The organism is Succinimonas sp. (genome assembly GCF_045225735.1).
Classification (GTDB): Bacteria; Pseudomonadota; Gammaproteobacteria; order Enterobacterales; family Succinivibrionaceae; genus Succinimonas.
On record NZ_JBGVBR010000068.1, the window covers coordinates 1 to 5733 of the forward strand.

Annotated in this window: 6 protein-coding genes and 1 CRISPR repeat array; of the genes, 3 read left to right on the plus strand and 3 right to left on the minus strand. The window is 51.9% G+C overall.

What is annotated here, in order from left to right; translation table 11 throughout:
• Positions 1 to 463 precede the first annotated feature (463 nt).
• Together cas1 and cas2 are read left to right on the plus strand one after the other, a co-directional pair.
• Complete coding sequence (cas1, locus tag ACJROR_RS02370) at positions 464 to 2323, plus strand: CRISPR-associated endonuclease Cas1 (RefSeq protein WP_406545696.1); 1860 nt, start codon at positions 464 to 466, stop codon at positions 2321 to 2323.
• Between the two features lie 17 nt (positions 2324 to 2340).
• Complete coding sequence (cas2, locus tag ACJROR_RS02375) at positions 2341 to 2637, plus strand: CRISPR-associated endonuclease Cas2 (protein WP_406037842.1); 297 nt, start codon at positions 2341 to 2343, stop codon at positions 2635 to 2637.
• A gap of 137 nt (positions 2638 to 2774) precedes the next feature.
• On the opposite strand, the gene ACJROR_RS02380 is transcribed toward cas2, so the two are convergent.
• The 3 genes from ACJROR_RS02380 to ACJROR_RS02390 all read right to left on the minus strand — a co-directional run bounded on the left by ACJROR_RS02380 (position 2775) and on the right by ACJROR_RS02390 (position 4756).
• Positions 2775 to 3476, minus strand: a complete 702-nt coding sequence (locus ACJROR_RS02380; RefSeq protein WP_406545697.1) for a hypothetical protein — start codon at positions 3474 to 3476, stop codon at positions 2775 to 2777.
• Between the two features lie 149 nt (positions 3477 to 3625).
• Entirely contained in the window at positions 3626 to 4318 is a 693-nt protein-coding gene (locus tag ACJROR_RS02385) for a hypothetical protein (RefSeq protein WP_406545698.1), read from the minus strand.
• Positions 4319 to 4366: 48 nt separating this feature from the next.
• Positions 4367 to 4756, minus strand: coding sequence for a hypothetical protein (locus ACJROR_RS02390; protein WP_406545699.1), 390 nt, complete (start codon positions 4754 to 4756; stop codon positions 4367 to 4369).
• Between the two features lie 48 nt (positions 4757 to 4804).
• Here ACJROR_RS02390 and ACJROR_RS02395 point away from each other — a divergent pair, with 48 nt between their 5' ends.
• On the plus strand, positions 4805 to 4939 hold the full coding sequence (locus ACJROR_RS02395; protein ID WP_406545700.1) for a hypothetical protein: 135 nt from the start codon (positions 4805 to 4807) through the stop codon (positions 4937 to 4939).
• 23 nt (positions 4940 to 4962) lie between these two features.
• A CRISPR array of direct repeats spans positions 4963 to 5726; the repeat unit is 36 nt; unit sequence GTTTCAATACCGCAAAAGGGTCTCCCCCCATGCGGC.
• The last annotated feature ends 7 nt before the right edge of the window (positions 5727 to 5733 follow it).

A 5733-nucleotide genomic window follows, 5' to 3' on the forward strand; every position in this document is an offset into this window, starting at 1 on the left:
GACTCATCCGGGGATCTGCTGTGTCCGGAATCTGGTTTCAGAGCTGTCAGGATGAATGCTCCCCTTCTCATTAATTATCCATCATTGCTAATAAATATACCTTTAAGAGCATCACATTCAACACATTGGTAAAAAATCTTTATGAGATTCCAGACGGGCTCACGGCGGAAACATCGCTTTAGAAGCTTAATGGATAAACCCGAAGTTACCGGGAAGAACCGCAGGAGAGGAATTTTCAGAGTTCATAACATGGGCTCTTTTCAGGAGCTCTCTTCATGGCATGAACTTTTGCACTTTTTATTTCCGTTTGCGGATCTTTTCTGTAAGAGAATTGAAACACCCATAGGGTAATTTGGGCCATGGCCGTTTTGGAACTTGTCCGGGATGCAATAAAAACAGGGCATTTCCGACGGCCTTTCCGGAATCCTTACCAAGAACACTCAGACAAAAAAAGGAACCCGTTATGACTGCTGCATTCTCCCCCGCCGATCACGCTTCTTCTGCTTCTCCTGATTCTTCTGCGGTCTCTTCCGCAACTATCTCCGGAGCCGCCCTTCCTGTGGGCGTGCCCGGGCGGAATAAGAATCTCCGCCTCACCTGGAAGGCTGTCATTACCGGTCAGTCTTGTCCCCGGAAACTCTGGAATCAGTACCATGAAGCCATGATGAGCGAGGAAGAGGACAGTGTCTCCGTTCCGTCTGAAAATACCGGTTCCGATATCATGCCTCTTGATGTTCCCGCCGTGATTCGTTCCAATGCCGGCCTGACAACCATCATTGATGATCGCTGCCGGGAGTTCGACGCCCTCCTGAAAAACCTGAACCAGAATGCCAAAACCGATCTGGTATCTCTGGAAACCCTGCGTTTATCCAGCTCTGACCAGATCTTCGAGGGCATCATGCGCATCTACTGTCTGAACGGCCTGATTGTGACCGCCATCTCCCCGCTGGAAAAGCATGCCCCGGAGGAGCAGCGGCTTATTCTGAAGTTTCATTACTGGCTGATGACGGAGCGCGGGAGGCACTGCGACGGCGGTCTTCTGCGGGATCCCCTGACCGGCCTTACCAGTCTGGAAACATTTTCGGAAGAGGAGATGACGGAGTTCCGGAAGCTTATGGTCAGCCTGAAGGCCGCAGCTCTCAGCGACACTCCCCCGGCGGTAACCAAGACCTGCGCCCGGTGCTCCCGCTGTCCGGATCTGGATCATTGCGCTTCCGATGCCATCACTCCGGGCATTGCCGATTTTGAAAACATGTCTGATGAGGAAAAGCAGCTTTACCTCAAAAACGATTATGAAAAATACCCCCTCTTTGTCTGCACTCAGGGCAGCAGGATTTCCGTTACCGGCAAATGTCTGATAATCCAGAATGACAGCTTCCCGGAAATCAGAAAGCCTCTGGCCGAACTCAGCGCCCTTGTTCTGGTGGGCGGCATCAATCTCACCACTCCCTGCCTGAAAACCCTGGGTCAGGAAGGGATTCCGGTGGTATTCACTTCCACAACCGGAAAATGCCATGCCGTCTCCGTGGGGCCGGAAAGCGCCTATAAAAATGCCGCTGCCCTGAAATGTCAGGTGGAGACCGCTCAGGATCCCGAAAAGAGCATCGCCATTGCCAGAAGTCTGGTGGCTGCCAAAATCAGGAATCAGGTCAGCCTGATCAAAAAGATTACCAAAAATGACGGTCTGACATTAAAGATCAGAAATTGCACAGCTCAGCTTCTCAGACTCGCCGCATCCTGTTCTTATGCCCAAAACATCGGTCAGCTTATGGGACTGGAGGGTGAAGCTGCGTCAGCGTATTTTGACAACCTTGCCGAACAAATGACCGAAAGCAACGGCGAACTTGCCATGAACGGCAGAAACCGGCGGCCGCCCCGGGATCCTGTTAACGCCCTGATATCCTTCGGGTATGCTCTTCTGCTCCAGAATGTAATAGCCGCCCTGAAATCATGCGGGCTCTGCGAATGGCTTGGCGTGCTGCACACCGAACGTTCCGGGAAACCCTCTCTGGCCCTGGATCTTATGGAGGAGTTCCGCTCTCCGGTGGTGGATGCCCTGATAGTGACTATAGTCAGAAAGCATATGTTCAAAGCCTCTGATTTCGAAGAGAAATTCGATGATGATCATGAACGCTATGTTTCCCTGACAGAAAACTCTCGTAAGAGATTCATAACTCTGTTTCAAAGAAGGCTGGATACCTTATGCACCCATACTCTTTCCGGCAGACGCTGCTCCTGGCGGGAATCCATCTATCTCCAGGCCGGAGTATTTCTGCGGACTATCAGGGGAGATCTTACCAATTATGTAGGCATGGAGTTTTGAAACATGGAGTTCTGATCATGAAAAAGTTCATTTTTGTCGCTTATGACATCACCATTGATAAAATAAGACGCCGTCTTGTGAAGTATTTGGAAAACTACGGCCACCGCATTCAGTACTCGGTATTCTGCCTCCGGGTAACCGAGCGGGAGCTTTTTGAACTCAGGCAGCGCATTGAAGAGCTTACCGCTCCTGACCAGGGCAAATCGGTAATCTTCATCCCGGGGGAAAATGCTCACATCGAAGAAGTTATACCCAAAAGTCTGGACATCATTGGGGACATAAAGAGCTACCGCACGGAATCCTGCGTGGTGTGAATGAAACATCCGTCTGAACAGTGTTTCAGAAATGTCAGCGGGAGACAGCATTTTCCGGTTCTCCCGCAAAAATCAACAAATCCGGCATCTTTCTCCGAAACCTCATAACCTTGAAGATGCCGGAAAACTCCTTGATGTCACTCCTCTTGATTCCCGGCTTCGCAGTTCCGGGATTCGGGCAATATTTCTCTGTCACGATCGATAAAACTTCTGAGGCTGTTGCCCACGGTGTGCAAATCACCGTGCATGGTATATGGCGTATTGGAGGTGGAAAGCCGTACCAGCCTGCCGTCATCCAGAACAAACTTGCAGACATACTCTCCGCCGCACATCCCGTTATCCGGGCCGCCCTGACACTTGTCCAGTCCCAGTTTCCTTATCAGCCCGAAGATCTGGTCATAAACCTCTTTGTCCGCGCGATAGCCCCGGTGTATTTCAGGGCCGCCGAACTGGTTGCTGTAGGTGTGGATCTGATATTCTCCGGAGGCTTCATCAAGATAAAGCACCGTCTCATCATGGAGATCCCCCATGCCGGTAGCCACCGATTTCGAGCAGCAGTCCAGAAGCATCTTAAGGCCCTTGTCGCTGGGGGGACAGTATCCCGGGGGAAGTGTGTCAGCAGGGAATCCCGGAAAACCGCCGAGAAACGGAGACATCACCCCTTTGAAAGGCATCCCGGCAGAAGCAGCCGGCCGGGGCGGTACTTCAGAGACCGGAACAGGAGCCGCTTTGTCCGCATCCAGAAGCATGCCGCATTCGCAGCAGAATTTGGCCGATGCCGATACGATGGAATGGCAGTAAGGGCAGGCAAAGGCCGCGGGTTTAATCTGATCAGTCATCTCGAATCTCGCGTTGATTTAAAAGCATTAACAAACCGTACCCCAACCCAAAAGATTGTTTCTTCTTCCGGGAAGTCATTCCGGGACACGCCCGCTCCTGCAACCGAATCCCTTTTTACCTGGCCTGTTTTACCTCTGTACCGCGGCTCTCAGGCATCCCTTTTCCTGAAATCAGGTTCAAGGATCCGGGCACTGTCGGGGTTATAGCCGGAGATCTTCAGGAAGTAAAAGACACCGGGCTCCATGAACACCAGATAATCCCCCCAGAAAGCCATTTGGCGGGTGATGGCCCGGCCGGGGGTTTCCGGATCCCAGAAGCTCCCCATCAGGACATCCCGGAACTCGCCGGTGTAGATAACGGGATTCTTCCATACACCGTAGCAGGAGAGATGGCTGCCGGATTTGGAAAGCTCCTTCAGGAACAGCTGAAGCAGATTTGTCTCCTGCTCGAACACATGAACGGAGAGCTGCTGCTCTTCCAGAGGCGTATAAGCCCTGACGTACGATCTGAAGAACCGGAAGCGGCCTTCGCTGCGGATTTTCAGGAAGCCGGGGAAGACATGAATTACGCCGGTGACGGACTTCTCGTATTCGATTTCCCCGGTGTACAAGCCGACATTGGTGTTATTGATCCCGTAGGTGCTGAAAAGGTACTGCCCGTTGACATAAGGAGCCCTTTCGGGATCGCAGGACTCCATGTACTGAGACAGGAGAAATCTGCGGTACAGAAGCTCGCTGGTGGTGACCTTTTCAGGCTCTTTGAGATAATCCGCGAGCTCGTCCCGGCGGTGCTTCAGAAGAGGAGCAAGATCCTCATAGTCATAAAAAACGGTTGCGGCCATGGCTATTTCCCTTATTTTCGTTGCATTAGTTCCCGGCAGGGATGGCTGTTATCGCCTGTCCGCGGTAAAAACCAGCTCCGGAGCATCCGGATCCTGTTCCAGTCTGTCCAGGGAAATGCCTTCTTCATTGGCAACCCCGGTTTTTACCAGCAGGGATTCGACTCTGCGGAGATCGGCCATTTCCAGCCGGGCCTCCTTCACCATACTCTCGTCATTATCCCGGATCCCGTCTCGGAGCGTCTGGCAGTCGCCCTGAAACACGATCCCGAGATACTGCCAGAGTCCCTGCGGAGTGGCGTTGGCTCCGTCCAGAAAATCAAGAAAGTCATAAAACACGGCATGCTCCTCGGCGCTGACCGCCATAGGATTGGATAACCCGTCCGTCAGGGAAATAAGCCCGCACCTTAATTTAATCATCTGTTCGCTGCTCAGTTCCACGTTTCTGTTCTCCTGTCGTCGTTCCCGGCAAACTCAAAAGGAGGCTGCATGATTTTATCCACAGGCTTAATCAGCAGACCTTGTTACCGTAATTGTAACCAAAATTTGATTACGGAAGTTTTTGATTTTGGTGCGAAAGCGAAAGATGAGGTTAGATGGCAAATTACAGTTCCGGATGGATGAATTTTGCAGGGCAGGCAGTTTAGCTGTTTTTACCGCAAAAGGGTCTCCCCCCATGCGGCTCCAACTACATTAACAACTTACAGACTGTAGCTGATAGTTTCAATACCGCAAAAGGGTCTCCCCCCATGCGGCTCACGAAACCTAATAGAACGGTAGAGGGCGTACCGGTAGTTTCAATACCGCAAAAGGGTCTCCCCCCATGCGGCTCCGGAAATTTCACGATATAACAGGAAGCTCGCTGGTTTCAATACCGCAAAAGGGTCTCCCCCCATGCGGCATGCTAAGGCTGAACCTGCTGCTGAATCTGTTGCTGAGTTTCAATACCGCAAAAGGGTCTCCCCCCATGCGGCTCGGAAATACCACTAGGTGCATCATACAGCTTAGCAGTTTCAATACCGCAAAAGGGTCTCCCCCCATGCGGCTTGATCCCCGCCGTACCTAGAAGGTGGAGGTTCCCTAGTTTCAATACCGCAAAAGGGTCTCCCCCCATGCGGCTCGATAGCATTGATAAGGCCCTGAATGGGCTTAGTAAGTTTCAATACCGCAAAAGGGTCTCCCCCCATGCGGCCTACAACGATGCTCAAACTGATGAGGAACTTTTAAAGTTTCAATACCGCAAAAGGGTCTCCCCCCATGCGGCTAACACTGCTAAAGACGGTGTATTAATCCTGCCCACATGTTTCAATACCGCAAAAGGGTCTCCCCCCATGCGGCCTATAACTGGTATGAGTACTACGGCACCAAGATGGATGTTTCAATACCGCAAAAGGGTCTCCCCCCATGCGGCGGCCTGG